The following is a 14,014-nucleotide window of genomic DNA, read 5'->3' as shown; positions in this document are numbered from 1 at the left end:
ACTTTCCTCACCATCGTTTCCGGGTAGAATGCTCGTTCGCATGCGGCCATTAGGGCTGCACGGGCGACTTACGGGGCCGCCCTCCATCCCCACGTGTGGAAGATCCTGCCGATATGTTTGCGCCTTTGTTAAAAAAACTTTTTGGAAGCAAGAACGAGCGTGAAGTCAAACGCATGCTCAAGACGGTACAGATCGTCAATGCCTTCGAAGAGCAGATGGTGGCCCTCTCGGACGAGCAGCTGCGCGCCAAGACCGCAGCGTTCAAAGAGCGCCTGGCCAAAGGCGAGACCCTCGACCAGCTGTTGCCTGAAGCCTTCGCGGTCGCCCGTGAAGCGGGCAAGCGGGTCATGGGCATGCGTCACTTCGATGTGCAGCTGATCGGCGGCATGACCTTGCACGAAGGCATGATCGCAGAAATGCGTACCGGTGAAGGCAAGACCTTGGTCGCAACCCTGGGCGTGTACCTCAATGCCTTGTCGGGCAAAGGTGTGCACGTGGTCACGGTGAACGACTACCTGGCCCGCCGCGACGCCAACTGGATGCGTCCGCTGTACGAATTCCTCGGCCTGACCGTCGGTGTCGTCACACCGTTCCAGCCGCCGGAAGAGAAGCGCATTGCCTATGCCGCCGACATCACCTACGGCACCAACAACGAATTCGGTTTCGACTACCTGCGCGACAACATGGCCTTCAGCATGGAAGAGAAATTCCAGCGCGAGCTGAATTTCGCCGTGATCGACGAAGTCGACTCCATCCTCATCGATGAAGCCCGTACCCCGCTGATCATCTCTGGCCAGGCCGAAGACAGCTCCAAGCTGTACATCGAGATCAACAAGCTGATCCCGCGCCTCAAGCAGCACATCGAGGAAGTCGAGGGCCAGGTTACCCAGGAAGGCCACTACAGCATCGACGAGAAGAGCCGTCAGGTTGAACTCAACGAAGCCGGCCACCAGTTCATCGAAGAGATGCTCACCCAGGTCGGCCTGCTGGCCGAGGGCGAGAGCCTCTACTCGGCGCACAACCTGGGCCTGCTGACCCACGTCTACGCCGGCCTGCGCGCGCACAAGCTGTTCCATCGCAACATTGAGTACATCGTCCAGGACGGCCAGATCCTGCTGATCGACGAACACACCGGGCGTACCATGCCGGGCCGTCGTCTGTCCGAAGGTCTGCACCAGGCGATCGAAGCGAAAGAGAACCTGAACATTCAGGCCGAGAGCCAGACCCTGGCCTCGACCACCTTCCAGAACTACTTCCGCCTGTACAACAAACTGTCGGGCATGACCGGTACCGCCGACACCGAAGCGTTCGAGTTCCAGTCGATCTACGGCCTCAACGTGATGGTGATCCCGCCGAACAAGCCGTTGGCCCGTAAGGACTTCAACGACCTGGTGTACCTGACCGCCGATGAGAAGTACCAGGCGATCATCGCCGACATCAAGGAAAGCATGACCCAGGGCCGTCCGGTCCTGGTGGGCACCGCGACCATCGAAACCTCCGAGCACATGTCCAACCTGCTGCAGAAGGAAGGCATCGATCACAAGGTCCTGAACGCCAAGTACCACGAAAAAGAAGCCGAGATCATTGCCCAGGCCGGTCGCCCGGGTGCGCTGACCATCGCCACCAACATGGCCGGTCGCGGTACCGACATCCTCCTGGGCGGTAACTGGGAAGTCGAAGTCGCCGCCATGGACAGCCCGACCGCCGAGCAGGTCGCGCAGATCAAGGCCGACTGGCAGAAGCGTCACCAGCAGGTGATCGAGTCCGGTGGCCTGCACGTGATTGCTTCCGAGCGTCACGAATCGCGCCGTATCGACAACCAGCTGCGTGGCCGTTCCGGTCGTCAGGGCGACCCGGGTTCGAGCCGTTTCTACCTGTCGCTGGAAGACAGCCTGATGCGTATCTTCGCCTCTGACCGGGTGAAGAACTTCATGAAGGCCCTGGGCATGCAGTCCGGTGAAGCCATCGAACACCGCATGGTCACCAACGCCATCGAAAAAGCCCAGCGCAAGGTCGAAGGCCGCAACTTCGACATTCGCAAGCAGTTGCTCGAGTTCGACGACGTCGCCAACGAACAGCGTAAAGTCATCTACCACATGCGTAACAGCCTGCTGGCAGCCGACAACATTGGCGACACCATCGCCGACTTCCGCCAGGAAGTGCTCGACGTCACCGTCGCCCAGCACATTCCGCCGCAATCGCTGCCCGAGCAGTGGGACGTGGCCGGCCTGGAAGCGGCCCTGGCCAGCGATTTCGGGGTCAAGCTGCCGATTCAGCAATGGCTCGACGAAGACGACCATCTGTACGAAGAAACCCTGCGTGCCAAGCTCATGACCGAGCTGCTGGCGGCCTACAACGAGAAGGAAGAGCAGGCCAGCGCCGAAGCCCTGCGTACCTTCGAGAAGCAGATCCTGCTGCGTGTGCTCGACGACCTGTGGAAAGACCACCTGTCGACCATGGACCATCTGCGCCACGGTATCCACCTGCGCGGCTATGCGCAGAAGAACCCGAAGCAGGAGTACAAGCGCGAGTCGTTCAACCTGTTCCAGGAGCTGCTCGATTCGATCAAGCGCGACACCATCCGCGTGCTCTCGCACGTTCAGGTGCGCCGCGAAGATCCGGTCGAGGAAGAGGCCCGTCTGCGCCGCGAAGCCGAAGAGCTGGCTGCGCGCATGCAGTTCCAGCACGCCGAGGCCCCGGGCCTTGAAGCTGAACCGCAGGAAGACGGTGCTGACGTTGCCGTGGCCGCCGCGCCTGTGCGCAACGAGCAGAAGCTGGGCCGCAACGAGCCATGCTGGTGCGGTTCGGGCAAGAAGTTCAAGCAGTGCCACGGCAAGATCGACTGATCATCACGCCGTAGTACCTCGCTGACATCTGAACACCGCGCCGCGACTGGTCCTGACCGTCGCGGCGTTGTTCCATCTCAAGCGCCGGTAATCTTGTCCCGGTGCCTTTTTTCTAGGAGCGCTTTCATGGCTGTTGGTCTTGGTCCTTTGCCAACGTTGCACCCGGTTCCAGGTTTCGAACTCGGCATCGCCTCTGCGGGCATTAAGCGCCCCGGGCGCAAGGACGTGGTGGTAATGCGCTGCGCCGAAGGCTCCAGCGTCGCCGGCGTGTTTACCCTGAACGCCTTTTGTGCCGCCCCGGTGATCCTCGCCAAACAGCGCGTACAGGGTACCGTGCGCTACCTGCTGACCAACACCGGCAACGCCAACGCCGGCACCGGCGCGCCAGGCCTGGCTGCGGCCGAGCGCACCTGCGCCAAGCTGGCCGAGCTGACTGGCGTCGACGCCAGTGCCGTGCTGCCATTCTCCACCGGCGTGATCGGCGAGCCGCTGCCGGTCGAGAAGATCGAAAGCGCCCTGCAGGCAGCCATCGATGACTTGTCGGAAAACAACTGGGCTGCTGCCGCCACCGGCATCATGACCACCGACACCCTGCCTAAAGGCGCCAGCCGCCAGTTCCAGCATGACGGCGTGACCATCACCGTCACCGGCATCAGCAAAGGCGCGGGCATGATCCGCCCGAACATGGCGACCATGCTCGGTTACATCGCCACCGACGCCAAGGTGGCCCCGGCGGTGCTCAAGGACCTGATCCTCGACGGCGCCAACAAGTCGTTCAACCGCATCACCATCGACGGCGATACCTCCACCAACGACTGCTGCATGCTGATTGCCACCGGCAAGGCCGATGTCGCCGAAGTCAGCGAAGCCAGCGGCCCGCTGTTCGAAGCGCTGAAAAAAGCCGTGTTCGAGGTGTGCATGGAAGTCGCCCAGGCCATCGTCCGCGACGGCGAAGGTGCGACCAAATTCGTCACTGTTGAAGTCAACGGCGGCGGCAACCATCAGGAGTGCCTGGACGTCGGCTATGCCGTGGCCCACTCGCCGCTGATCAAGACCGCACTGTTCGCCTCCGACCCGAACTGGGGCCGGATCCTCGCCGCGGTCGGCCGGGCCGGTGTACCGGACCTGGACGTCAGCCTGATCGACGTTTACCTGGGTGATGTGTGCATCGCCAGCCAGGGCGGGCGCAGCGCCAGCTACACCGAAGCCCAGGGCTCGGCAGTCATGGCCCGTGAAGAAATCACCATCCGTATCGAGCTGGGCCGTGGCCAGTGCAGCGAAACCATCTGGACCACCGACCTGTCCCACGAGTACGTGAAAATCAACGCTGAATACCGTACCTAACCTCATCGCGGGTCAAGCCCGCTCCCACAAAGCCACTGTGGGAGCGGGCTTGACCCGCGAAAAGCCCCTGATGGAGCCGAACCATGAGCTACCACCTGATCATCGGCGACAAGCTGTACTCCTCCTGGTCGCTGCGCGCCGCCCTGGCTCTTGAGCTGGCCGGTGCTACTTACGATGAAACCCTGATCAAGCTCAACCAGCCTGACACCCGCCAGCGCCTGCTCGAGCATTCGCCCACCGCCAAGGTACCGCTGCTCAAGAGCGAGCACGGGGTGATTGCCGACTCCCTGGCGATTGCCGAATACCTGGCCGAGCGTCACCCTCAAGCCAACCTCTGGCCTACCGATGTCGCTGCCCGTGCCCAGGCCCGTTCGGCTTGCGCGCAGATGCACAGCGGCTTCTTCGCCCTGCGTGGCAACATGCCGTTCGACCTGTCTCGCGATCAAGCGCTGGAAAGCATGCCGCTGGACGTGCAGGTCGATATCGACCGCATCGTCGCGCTGTGGTCCGAATGCCGCCTGGCAGCCAAAGAGGCTGGCCCTTACCTGTTCGGCAGCCTGAGCCTGGCCGATGCCTTCTTTGCCCCGATTGCCGTGCGCCTGCGCACCTACCGGGTCGAAGTGCCGGCAGGTGCGGCGGCCTATATCGAGACCATCTACCAGTGGCCAGCCTTCCAGGCCTGGCAACAAGCTGGCCTGGCGGAGCGTGAAGGGTGAAACGTGTGCATGTAGCCGCCGCGGTCATCCGCGGCACCGACGGACGCATCCTGATTGCCCGCCGCGCTGACAGCCAGCACCAGGGCGGCCTGTGGGAATTTCCCGGTGGCAAGGTCGAAGACGGCGAAGCGGTCGAAGTGGCCCTGGCTCGTGAGCTTCATGAAGAGCTGGGCATCGTTGTCACTGCGGCGCGGCCGCTGATCAAGGTCAAGCACGATTACCCGGACAAGCAGGTGCTGCTGGATGTCTGGGACGTTAACGGCTTTAGCGGCGAACCCCATGGCGCCGAAGGCCAGCCGCTGGCCTGGGTGACTGCGCGGGAGTTGCCGGACTACGACTTCCCTGAAGCCAACCAGCCAATCGTTGCCGCCGCGCGTTTGCCGGGGCAATACCTGATTACTCCCGAGGGGCTGGAAGTCCCGCAGATGTTGCGAGGCATCCAGAAGGCCATTGCCGACGGAATCAAGCTGGTACAACTACGTGCGCCGAACATGTACGACCCCAAATACCGCGATGTCGCGGTGGATGCGGTCGGTCTGTGCGCGGGCAAGGCGCAGTTGATGCTCAAGGGCCCGCTGGAATGGCTCGGCGACTTCCCGGCGGCCGGTTGGCACCTGACCTCTGAGCAGTTGCGCAAGTACGCCAGCAAAGGCCGGCCGTTCCCCAGGCAGCGCTGGCTGGCGGCGTCGTGTCATAACGCTGAAGAACTGGCGTTGGCCGAGCAGATGGGCGTGGATTTTGTCACCCTGTCGCCGGTGCAGGCGACCCAGACCCATCCGGATGCCGTGCCACTGGGCTGGGACCAGGCGCAGCAACTGATCGAAGGCTTCAGCAAGCCTGTCTATCTGCTTGGTGGCGTGGGCGCTGCCGAGCAGGAAAAGGCCTGGCAGCATGGCGCTCAGGGTGTGGCGGGGATCCGCGCGTTCTGGCCTGAGCTCTGATTTGATCGCGAGGCAAGCCTGTTCTGTGGGAGCGGGCTTGACCCGCGATGAGGCCATCAAGGCTTGGCCGCAGCCTGCCACAACACCTCGGCCACTCCCTGACGCCGTGCTATCAAGCGCGCCGCGACAAACAGCAAATCCGACAACCGATTGATATACGCCAGGCCCACCCCGGCCAGCGGCTCGACACTGTTCAACTGCTGGCAGCGCCGCTCGGCACTGCGGGCCAGGCTGCGGCACACGTGGGCCTGGGCGATCAGCGCCGAACCACTGGGCAGAATGAAGTTCTCCAGCGGCCCCAGCTCTTCGTTCCAGCGGTCGATTGCCGCCTCCAGGCGTTCCACTTCTGCACTGTTCAACGCCTGGTAAGCAGGCATCGCCAGTTCCCCGCCCAGATCGAACAACCGGTGCTGACACGGCGCCAGCACTTCACTGAGCTCATCCAGGCCCTGTTCGGCCAACCCGGCCAGCAACAGGCCCAGCTGGCTGTTGAGGCTATCGACCTCGCCAATCGCTTCGATCCGCGGGTGGTCCTTGGGCACGCGGCGGCCATCGCCCAGGCCGGTTTCACCTTTGTCGCCGGTGCGGGTGTAGATCTTCGACAAACGAAAACCCATGCTCAAGACTCCGTTTTCAGGGGGGCAAGTGGCAGGCGCAAGGTGAAGCAGGTGCCCTGTCCGGGTGCCGATTGCACTTCCATCTGCCCCTTGTGATTGTTGGTGATGATGAAATACGACACCGACAGGCCCAGGCCCGTGCCCTGGCCGATTTCCTTGGTGGTGAAGAACGGCTCGAAGGTGCGTTTGCGCACGGCTTCGGGCATGCCGATGCCGTTGTCCTCGACCTGGATCTCCGCCCACGGCGGGTTGAGCCGGGTGCGCAGGGTGATGCGCCCGGGTTCGCTGTCGTCCGGGCGCAGGTGAATGGCCTGGGCGGCGTTTTTCAGCAGGTTGAGCAACACCTGTTCCAGTTCGTTGGCGGTGCACGGCACCGGGCCCAGGTTGGGGTCGAACTGGCGGACGATGGCCTGGCCCTTGAAGTCGAAGCCGATGGTCAGGTCAAAGTCGTTGCCGGCAATTTCCACCGCCTGGTCGATCAGCGCCGGCAAATCACAAGGCGCCAACTGGCGGTTGCTGCGCCGGCTGAAGCTGAGCATGTGGGTAACGATTTTTGCCGCGCGGGCGCCGGCCTGCTGGATGCCGTCGAGCAACTGCGGCACTTCGCGGCTTTGCAGGTAGCGGTTGACGGTCGGCAGGTCGATGCCGATCTCGTCGGCCTGTTCGAGGTTCTTGGCAAGGTCCGGCGATAGCCGCCGGCGAATGTTCTGCACGTTGTGCAGGATGGCGCCCAGCGGGTTGTTGATCTCGTGGGCCATGCCCGCCGCCAGGCCGCCGACCGAGAGCATCTTCTCCGACTGCACCATCATCTCTTCCAGCGACAGGCGCTGGGTGATGTCGTCGATGCGGATCACCACGCCGCGGCCGCCACCGCCCATCAGTGGGTAAAAGGTCAGGGCATAGTGGCGGGCGTCGTCGTCCTTGGTCCAGGTTACCCGCTCGATCTTCGCCACCCGGTGCTTCTCGACGCTCTCCTTGAGCTGCGGTAAAAACGGCTTGAGTGGTTCGAAGGCGAGGAATATCGGCTGGTTCAGCGCTTCGTCTAGCGGCGTTCCAGAGAGCGCGCTGGCTTCCTGGTTCCACTGGGTGACATAGAGCTGCTCATCGAGGGCGATCAGCGCCGAGGGCATGGAGTCGATGATGCTGTTGAGATAGTTCTGAAAACCGGTGAGTTTTTTCTCGATCTTGCTGCGCACCTGGACTTCCAGCTCCAGTTTGCGGTTGGTGTGGCGGGTTTCTTCGGCCAGGCCCTGGGCCTGGTCGTAGGCGTCCTGGAATTCGTCGCGGGTGCGCTTGAGCTGCTGCTCGCGGGCTTCGATGCGCGAGAGCATGGTGTTGAAGGCGTCGGCCAGGCTGCCGATCTCGTCATCGTTGCCGCGCTTGGCGCGCAGGGCGTAGTTTTCTTCGCGGGTGACCTGGCGCGAGAGTTCTTCAAGCTGGTAGATCGGCTGGGTGATCAGGCGTTTGATCTGCCGGGCGATGATCATCCACAGCAGGATGCTGAACACCAGGATGCCCAGGCTGGCGGTCAGGGTGCCGGTGTAGAAGGCCATCGGCAGCTCGCTGCTGGCCACCAGCAGCAGATGGCCGGGCGGGCCGCCCGCGCGCGGCAGGCTCACCAGTTGCGTGCTGCGAAATTCGGTCAGGCGCCAGTTGTCGATGTTGCGGTAGCGCTTGGGCAACGGCAGGGCTTCGCCGTGCTGCAATTGCGCAAGCATCTTGCCGTCGCTGCCGTACAGGGCGGCGGCGCGCAGCGGGGTGTAGCTGTCGAGTTCCTTGAGCAGGGCCTTGGCGGCCTCCGGCGAATCGCTGGCCTGTTGCGCCAGTTGCGGGTTGGACACCAGCCGGCCAATGGTCTGCAGGGCCTGCGGGGCCATGCTCTCCTGGGAAATCCAGTAGGCGGCGCTGATAAAAGTCAGGTTGGCCACCAGCAGGATAGTGATCAGCAGCACCAGCAGGGCGGCCAGCAACTTCTGGCCGACCGGCAGGTTCTCCAGGCGTTCGCGCAAAGTCATGTGAAAGGCGTAGTCCCGGTCTGTAGGTGAAGGGGCAGGGTAGCGCCGTGCTCAGTCGCTGGGCAATCCGCGCGTGTTCAGGTGTTCGACCAGGCGCCGGTACAGCCGTTCCAGGTGCGGCAGCTGCCGGCCGTGGCGGCTGGCGGTGCGGCAGGCATGGCCGAGCAGGTAGTGGATTTCGGTGCGCCGGCCGTGGCGAACATCCTGGTACATGGAAGAGTAGTTGGCCGCCGTGGCATGGATCACCCGTTCCACTTCATCGACCAGGCCCTCGGCCGCTTGCGGCTGGCCGCAGTATTGCAGCAGCTCGGCAAGTTCGGCGCACAGGGTCGCGACTTCGCACTGATGCGCCTGCAGGCCGCCATTGCGACAGTCATGCAGCACGGTCAGCGGGTTGATCGCACAATTGAGCGCCAGTTTGCGCCACAGGCGGGTGAGGATGTCCGGGGTCCACTGGTGGGGAATGCCGGCGTCGTCCAGGTCATCGAGCCAGTCCGGGGCGCCGGGGTTGGCCGGATCGCCTAGCCAGTTGAAGCCGTGCCCGGCGAAATTCACCTGCCAGTCCTGCTCGCGGAACGCGCCTTCGGTGCTCGAGGCGGACACGCAGCGGGCGTGGGGTACGCGGTTGGCCACCGCTTCCTGGCTGCCCAGGCCGTTCTGCAGCAGGATCAGCTCGGCATCTTTAGCCAGGCGCGGCGCCAGTTGCGCCACCGCCTGTTCGGCGTCGTAGGCCTTGCAGGCCACCAGCAAGCGGTGGATCGGCGTGTGGTCGTCGGCCAGTTGTGCGGGGATCGCCTGTAACTGCGCCTTGCCCTGTTCAACCAGGGTCAGGCCGCCTGCGGCTTCATAGGCCTGCAGCCGCGCCTTGTCGCGCAGGATCAGCCGGACCGGTTTGCCGGCGCGGGCCAGCCGGCAGGCCCAGAGGCTGCCCAGACTGCCGGCGCCGAGAATATGCCAGGTGCTGCTCATCAGCGTTTCGCAACCGTTATAATGATCCGGTATTTTAACCGTCAAACCCTGCGCGCTCCATCGCGCTCTTTCAGCAGAGCCGCGAGGGTGCCTTTATTTTTTGGAGAAAAGGTATGCCGTCGTTCGACGTGGTATCGGAACTGGACAAGCACGAAGTCACCAACGCCGTGGAAAACGCGGTCAAGGACCTGGACCGTCGCTATGACCTCAAGGGCAAGGGCAGCTTCGAGTTCAAGGAAAAGGAACTGACCGTCAACCTGACCGCCGAGGCCGAGTTCCAGCTCGAAGCGATGATCGAGATCCTCAAGCTGGCCCTGGTCAAGCGCAAGATCGACGTGCAGTGCCTGGAAGTGAAGGACGCCTTCGCTTCGGGCAAGGTCATGAAGCAGGAAGCGGTGCTCAAAGAGGGTATCGATAAAGAACTGGCGAAGAAGATCGTCGCCCACATCAAGGACGCCAAGCTCAAGGTCCAGGCCGCCATCCAGGGCGAGCAGGTGCGCGTCACCGGCAAGAAGCGCGACGACCTGCAAGAAGCGATCGCCGCCCTGCGCGCCAAAGAGTTCGGCATGCCCCTGCAGTTCAACAATTTCCGCGACTGAAATCACGGCGCCCGGAACCTTGGCGCCTTTTTGGCGTCCGAGGGCCGAGGTGCCGCTGAAACGTTTGCGGCAGGTCTTTTTCAGCTCTTTGCCGCTCGGCATCAGGAGAACATACGATGGATTTCAACGCTGAGGTCGACCAGCTGGTCAAGGCTTCGCAAACCTGGCTTCCGCTGATCATGGAATACGGCAGCCGCCTGTTGCTGGCGCTGCTGACCCTGGCCATCGGCTGGTGGCTGATCAACAAAGTCACTTTCCGCCTGGGCAAACTGCTGGCCCTGCGCAATGCCGACCAGGCCCTGCAAGGCTTCATCAGCAGCCTGGCCAACATCATCCTGAAGATCCTGCTGATTGTCAGCGTGGCCTCGATGATCGGCATCGAAACCACCTCCTTCGTCGCCGCCATCGGTGCCGCAGGCCTGGCTATCGGCCTGGCGCTGCAGGGCAGCCTGGCCAACTTCGCCGGTGGCGTATTGATTTTGCTGTTCCGCCCGTTCCGCATCGGTGACTGGATCGAAGCCCAGGGGGTTGCGGGTACCGTCGACAGCATCCAGATCTTCCACACTGTGCTGCGCACCGGCGACAACAAGACCGTGATCCTGCCTAATGGCAGCCTGTCCAACGGCATCATCACCAACACCAACCGCCAGCCGACGCGCAAGGTGGTGTTCGATGTGGGCGTGGACTACGACGCCGACCTGCAAAAGGCCCGCAACGTGCTGCTGGAACTGGCCCAGGACCCGCGGGTGCACCAGGACCCGGCGCCACAGGCAGTGATTTCGACCCTGGGCGACAGCTCGATCACGGTATCGCTGCGCATCTGGGTCAACACCGCCGACTACTGGGACGTGCTGTTCATGCTCAACGAGCATGCCCGTGACCGCCTCAAGGCCGAAGGCATCGACATTCCCTTTCCGCAGCGGGTGATCCGCGTGGTGCAGGAAGCGGCGGTGCAGTAACGACCGAGGCCATCGCGGGGCAAGCCCGCTCCTGCACAATGCTGCAGGAGCGGGCTTGCCCCGCGATGCTTTCAGCAGTCATTACACTTGTTCACGTCTTCGCGCTACCTGCGCCCGGTGCTTTCTGGCATATAGGCTCGCTTACTTCTGTTTGCCCGGTCTTATCATGCTTACCCCCCTGATCAACATCACGCCGTTGCGGGCGTTTTGTTTCGCCATGACCCTGGCGCTGTTCGAACTGCTCACTTACCTCGCCAGTGACGTGGTAATGCCGGCGATGCCGGTGGTGGTCGGTGACCTGAACGCCAGCCCCGAATTCATTCCCCACGCTCTGAACCTCTACCTGCTTGGCGGCGTTGTCCTGCAATGGCTGATCGGCCCGCTGGCCGACCGTTACGGGCGGCGACCGCTGCTGCTGGGTGGCTGCGCGTTCTTCTGCCTGGCCTGCATCGCTACCTTCTGGGTGCAGGGCATCGAGTTGTTCAACCTGCTGCGCCTGCTGCAGGGCATCGGCCTGGGCTTTGTCGTGACCGTCAGCTACCCGGCGCTCAACGAGGCGTTCAGCGAGGCCGACGCGGTGCGGATGATGGCCTTGCTGGCCAATATTGCCTTGCTCTCGCCGCTGCTCGGGCCATTGGTCGGCACCCTGTTGCTGGAGTGGGTGTCCTGGCGCTGGCTGTTCGTGCTGTTCGGCGCGGCGGCGGTGCTGGCCTGGTTTGCCCTGTACCGGTTCATGCCGGAAACCCTTGGCGTCGAGCGCCGCGACGGCTCACGCCTGGCGTTCCAGCCGATCCACCTGCTGCCGTTGCTGGCAGGCTACGGGCAACTGCTGAGCAACCGCCGCTTTGTCGCCGGCAGCGCTGCCCTGGGTCTGGTCGGCCTGCCGCTGATCGGCTGGATCGGCCTGTCGCCGGTGCTGCTGATCCATGACGAGGGCCTGAGCACCCTGGATTACGCCCTGTGGCAATTGCCAGTGTTCGGCGGGTTGATCCTCGGCAACCTGATCATCAACCGCATCGCCGACCGCTACGCGCTGACTACCCTGGTACGGCGGGCGCTGTGGCCGTTCCTGATCGGTTTGCTGGGCATGATGCTCGGCACCTGGCTGCTGCCTTCGGTGCTGAGCCTGGTGGCCGGCCTGTCGGTGTACGCCCTGGGCCTGGGCATCGCCAACGCGGTGCTGTACCGCATGACGCTGTTTTCCAGCGAGCAGAGCAAGGGCCTGGTGTCGGCGATGCTGGGGATGATCACCATTGCCCTGCTGGGCCTTGGCGGGGCGTTGCTGGCGATGCTCGGCGCGGGTGCCAGCCTGGTGCACTTCGCCCTGGCGGCGGGCGCTGCGGGGATTCTTGCGCTATGGCCGCTGAGGGTCGTTCTGAGCGCTTCCAGCAACCTGCCAGAGGCTATCCCGGAGTAATCCCGGCGATAGCCTCAGCGCGGTTCAGGGGCGTTCTGCAACCTGGTGCTCGACCGGCTCTGGCTTGCCGCGCTCCTGGCGCCATTGCAGGGCGATCAGGATCAGGGTCGGCACGCCAAGCAGGGCGGTGATCAGGAAGAAGTCGTGGTAGCCGAACTTCTCGACCATGACCCCTGAATAGCCGCCGATCAGCCGCGGCAACAGCAGCATGATCGAGCTGAGCAGGGCGTACTGGGTCGCCGAGAACTTCAGGTTGGTCAGGCTCGACAGGTAGGCGACAAACGCCGAGGTGGCCAGGCCCGAGCTGAAGTTGTCCAGCGAGATGGTGACGATCAGCATCTGCAGGTTGGCGCCCATGTCGGCGAGCATCAGGAACAGGATGTTGGTCGCCGCCGACGCCACGCCGCCGATGAACAGGATCGGCAAGATGCCGAAGCGCACAATCAGCAGGCCGCCGAAACCGGCACCCACCAGGGTCATGATCAGGCCGAAGATCTTGCTGACGCTGGCGATCTGGTCCTTGGTGAAGCCCTGGTCGATATAGAACACGTTGGCCATCACGCCCATCACCGTGTCGGACATCCGGTAGGTGGCGATCAACCCGAGCAGCAGCAGGGCCTGCCAGCGATAGCGGGTGATGAAGTCGTTGACCGGCGTCAGCACCGGTGCCAGGCCGCGGCGGCCCATGGACGACAGGCACAGGGCGGTGAGGGTGATATAGAGGATTGCGCGCAGGAAGGCGCGGTCTTCGAGCAGCAAGTCGAGCAGGCTCACGCCTTCGAACAGCACGCTGGCGAAATCGGTGTTGTACAGCTGGGTGAAGGTAGCCGGTACCGATACCAGCAGGATGATCAGCACGAACACCGACACCAGCTGGTGGGCCAGGCCGTAGCGCGCCGCCGACAGCTGGGTGCGCAGTGGCACCGGCGGTTCGCGCATCAGCAGGGTGGTGATCAGCGCCGGCAGCATCATCACGCCGAACAGCACGTAGGTGCCGGTCCAGGCCTTGTGCAGGTAGCTGAAGCCGGTTGAGCCGAAGCCTTCGGCGAAAAACAAGGCACCGGCGGTAGCCAGCAGCGCGGCAACCCGGTAGCCGGCCATGTAGCTGGCGGCCAGCGCGGCCTGGCGCTGGTCATCGGCGATTTCCAGGCGGTAGGCGTCGACAGCAATGTCCTGGGTGGCCGAGGCAAAGGCCACCAGCACCGCCAGGGCAATCAGCCAGGACAGGTGCTTTTGCGGGTCGCAAAAGCCCATTCCGATCAGGCCGATAACCACCAGGATTTGCGACAGCACCAGCCAGGAGCGGCGGCGCCCGAGTTTGCCGAGCAACGGCAGGCGCCATTGGTCGAGCAGCGGCGACCACACCCATTTGAAGGCATAGGCCAGGCCGATCAGGCTGGCATAGCCGATGGTTTCACGGGCCACGCCGGCCTCGCGCAGCCATACCGACAGGGTCGAAAACACCAGCATGTAAGGCAGACCGGCGGCAAAGCCGAGCAACAACAGCACCAGTGTCGACGGGCTGGCATAGGCAGCGAGCGCAGCGCGCCAGGTTTTACGGGGCATGGGCCAACATCTGCCTCAAGTTTAC

11 protein-coding genes are annotated in these 14,014 nt (G+C 63.4%); 7 read left to right on the top strand and 4 right to left on the bottom strand.

Going from position 1 to position 14,014, the window contains the following annotated elements:
• Positions 1–113: 113 nt before the first annotated feature.
• The 4 genes from secA (at position 114) to LOY37_RS22155 (ending at position 5,847) form a co-directional block, all read left to right on the top strand.
• Positions 114–2,846: a preprotein translocase subunit SecA gene (gene secA, locus LOY37_RS22170; RefSeq protein ID WP_045197346.1), complete on the top strand. Its 2,733-nt coding sequence runs from the start codon at positions 114–116 to the stop codon at positions 2,844–2,846.
• 126 nt (positions 2,847–2,972) lie between these two features.
• On the top strand, positions 2,973–4,190 hold the full coding sequence (gene argJ / locus LOY37_RS22165) for a bifunctional glutamate N-acetyltransferase/amino-acid acetyltransferase ArgJ (RefSeq protein WP_258715734.1): 1,218 nt from the start codon (positions 2,973–2,975) through the stop codon (positions 4,188–4,190).
• Positions 4,191–4,273: 83 nt separating this feature from the next.
• Positions 4,274–4,906: a glutathione S-transferase gene (locus tag LOY37_RS22160; RefSeq protein WP_258715733.1), complete on the top strand. Its 633-nt coding sequence runs from the start codon at positions 4,274–4,276 to the stop codon at positions 4,904–4,906.
• Positions 4,903–5,847: a Nudix family hydrolase gene (locus tag LOY37_RS22155; RefSeq protein WP_045197354.1), complete on the top strand. Its 945-nt coding sequence runs from the start codon at positions 4,903–4,905 to the stop codon at positions 5,845–5,847. The genes LOY37_RS22160 and LOY37_RS22155 overlap by 4 nt, the downstream gene beginning before the upstream one ends.
• Positions 5,848–5,903: 56 nt before the next feature.
• Here LOY37_RS22155 and LOY37_RS22150 read toward each other — a convergent pair whose 3' ends face one another.
• Genes LOY37_RS22150 through LOY37_RS22140 form a run of 3 tightly spaced genes read right to left on the bottom strand, consistent with a single transcriptional unit; the run spans position 5,904 to position 9,448 of the window.
• Positions 5,904–6,464 carry a cob(I)yrinic acid a,c-diamide adenosyltransferase gene (locus LOY37_RS22150; protein WP_258715732.1) on the bottom strand — a complete coding sequence of 187 codons (561 nt, stop codon included), beginning with the start codon at positions 6,462–6,464 and terminating at the stop codon, positions 5,904–5,906.
• Positions 6,465–6,466: 2 nt separating this feature from the next.
• Positions 6,467–8,479, bottom strand: a complete 2,013-nt coding sequence (locus tag LOY37_RS22145; protein ID WP_258715731.1) for an ATP-binding protein — start codon at positions 8,477–8,479, stop codon at positions 6,467–6,469.
• Positions 8,480–8,530: 51 nt separating this feature from the next.
• Positions 8,531–9,448, bottom strand: a complete 918-nt coding sequence (locus LOY37_RS22140) for a putative 2-dehydropantoate 2-reductase (RefSeq protein WP_258715730.1) — start codon at positions 9,446–9,448, stop codon at positions 8,531–8,533.
• Positions 9,449–9,561: 113 nt separating this feature from the next.
• Here LOY37_RS22140 and LOY37_RS22135 point away from each other — a divergent pair, with 113 nt between their 5' ends.
• The 3 genes from LOY37_RS22135 to LOY37_RS22125 all read left to right on the top strand — a co-directional run bounded on the left by LOY37_RS22135 (position 9,562) and on the right by LOY37_RS22125 (position 12,423).
• Complete coding sequence (locus tag LOY37_RS22135; RefSeq protein ID WP_045197363.1) at positions 9,562–10,047, top strand: YajQ family cyclic di-GMP-binding protein; 486 nt, start codon at positions 9,562–9,564, stop codon at positions 10,045–10,047.
• Between the two features lie 116 nt (positions 10,048–10,163).
• Entirely contained in the window at positions 10,164–11,006 is an 843-nt protein-coding gene (locus tag LOY37_RS22130) for a mechanosensitive ion channel family protein (RefSeq protein ID WP_045197365.1), read from the top strand.
• A 166-nt stretch (positions 11,007–11,172) separates the two neighbouring features.
• On the top strand, positions 11,173–12,423 hold the full coding sequence (locus LOY37_RS22125; protein WP_045197366.1) for an MFS transporter: 1,251 nt from the start codon (positions 11,173–11,175) through the stop codon (positions 12,421–12,423).
• 24 nt (positions 12,424–12,447) lie between these two features.
• On the opposite strand, the gene LOY37_RS22120 is transcribed toward LOY37_RS22125, so the two are convergent.
• A complete protein-coding gene (locus LOY37_RS22120) occupies positions 12,448–13,989 on the bottom strand; it encodes an AmpG family muropeptide MFS transporter (protein ID WP_045197368.1) in 1,542 nt (513 codons plus the stop codon).
• Between the last annotated feature and the right edge of the window lie 25 nt (positions 13,990–14,014).

The sequence above is a fragment of the Pseudomonas sp. B21-012 genome (assembly GCF_024749305.1).
GTDB lineage: Bacteria > Pseudomonadota > Gammaproteobacteria > Pseudomonadales > Pseudomonadaceae > Aquipseudomonas.
The sequence above is the reverse complement of the archived record's forward strand: the minus strand, read 5'-3'. Positions and strand labels throughout refer to the sequence as shown.

Coding starts and splice junctions, on each gene's coding strand:
- secA (WP_045197346.1), top strand. CDS start 114: ATGTTTGCGCCTTTGTTAAAAAAACTTTTTGGAAGCAAGAACGAGCGT.
- argJ (WP_258715734.1), top strand. CDS start 2,973: ATGGCTGTTGGTCTTGGTCCTTTGCCAACGTTGCACCCGGTTCCAGGT.
- LOY37_RS22160 (WP_258715733.1), top strand. CDS start 4,274: ATGAGCTACCACCTGATCATCGGCGACAAGCTGTACTCCTCCTGGTCG.
- LOY37_RS22150 (WP_258715732.1), bottom strand. CDS start 6,464: ATGGGTTTTCGTTTGTCGAAGATCTACACCCGCACCGGCGACAAAGGT.
- LOY37_RS22145 (WP_258715731.1), bottom strand. CDS start 8,479: ATGACTTTGCGCGAACGCCTGGAGAACCTGCCGGTCGGCCAGAAGTTG.
- LOY37_RS22140 (WP_258715730.1), bottom strand. CDS start 9,448: ATGAGCAGCACCTGGCATATTCTCGGCGCCGGCAGTCTGGGCAGCCTC.
- LOY37_RS22135 (WP_045197363.1), top strand. CDS start 9,562: ATGCCGTCGTTCGACGTGGTATCGGAACTGGACAAGCACGAAGTCACC.
- LOY37_RS22130 (WP_045197365.1), top strand. CDS start 10,164: ATGGATTTCAACGCTGAGGTCGACCAGCTGGTCAAGGCTTCGCAAACC.
- LOY37_RS22125 (WP_045197366.1), top strand. CDS start 11,173: ATGCTTACCCCCCTGATCAACATCACGCCGTTGCGGGCGTTTTGTTTC.
- LOY37_RS22120 (WP_045197368.1), bottom strand. CDS start 13,989: ATGCCCCGTAAAACCTGGCGCGCTGCGCTCGCTGCCTATGCCAGCCCG.